The sequence below is a fragment of the Parendozoicomonas sp. 209JJ7-1 genome, assembly GCF_058147085.1.
Window position 1 is genome coordinate 1 of sequence record NZ_JBYVJU010000163.1, and the last position, 471, is coordinate 471.

A 471-nucleotide genomic window follows, 5' to 3' on the forward strand; every position below is an offset into this window, starting at 1 on the left:
TGATATAGGAAATGAAACAGTTGTCAACATGGGCGTCTGGGCTGCGGTTCCCAAGAAAGACAAGACCGGGAAAATCGTAGACTACAACAGGAGTGAACTCCTGTGCCCCTATTTTTCTGGCCTTTCATATTGCTGTGCAGATTTGAACAAAGGCCCGTTTCTGGTCGGGGTCGATTTTACACCCTTTAACTATACCATTATTAATGAGGCACACGTCCAGAGGACGGGGCGTGTGCTGATGGGGCTGCATGGCCTATATCCATTCATGGACAGACATACTTCAGCATTTAATGCCCAATGCGATTGGAATCATCAGGCGGTGCTTACCAGTGCGTTGGATATAACCGCTCAGGTGAGCCTGTCAACAGAGGGTTATCACTCTTCACATATTGCTCCAATGGGCGGGAGAACCTGCATAACAAAAGATGAAGCGAACCCGAATCTTACAATTTTCTACAGGGACGCACATGG

1 protein-coding gene is annotated in these 471 nt (G+C 47.8%); it reads left to right on the forward strand.

Annotated elements, in window-relative coordinates; translation table 11 throughout:
- The coding region (locus ACY2RQ_RS19845) for a hypothetical protein (RefSeq protein ID WP_490114744.1) at positions 1-471 on the forward strand (471 nt) is incomplete at both ends.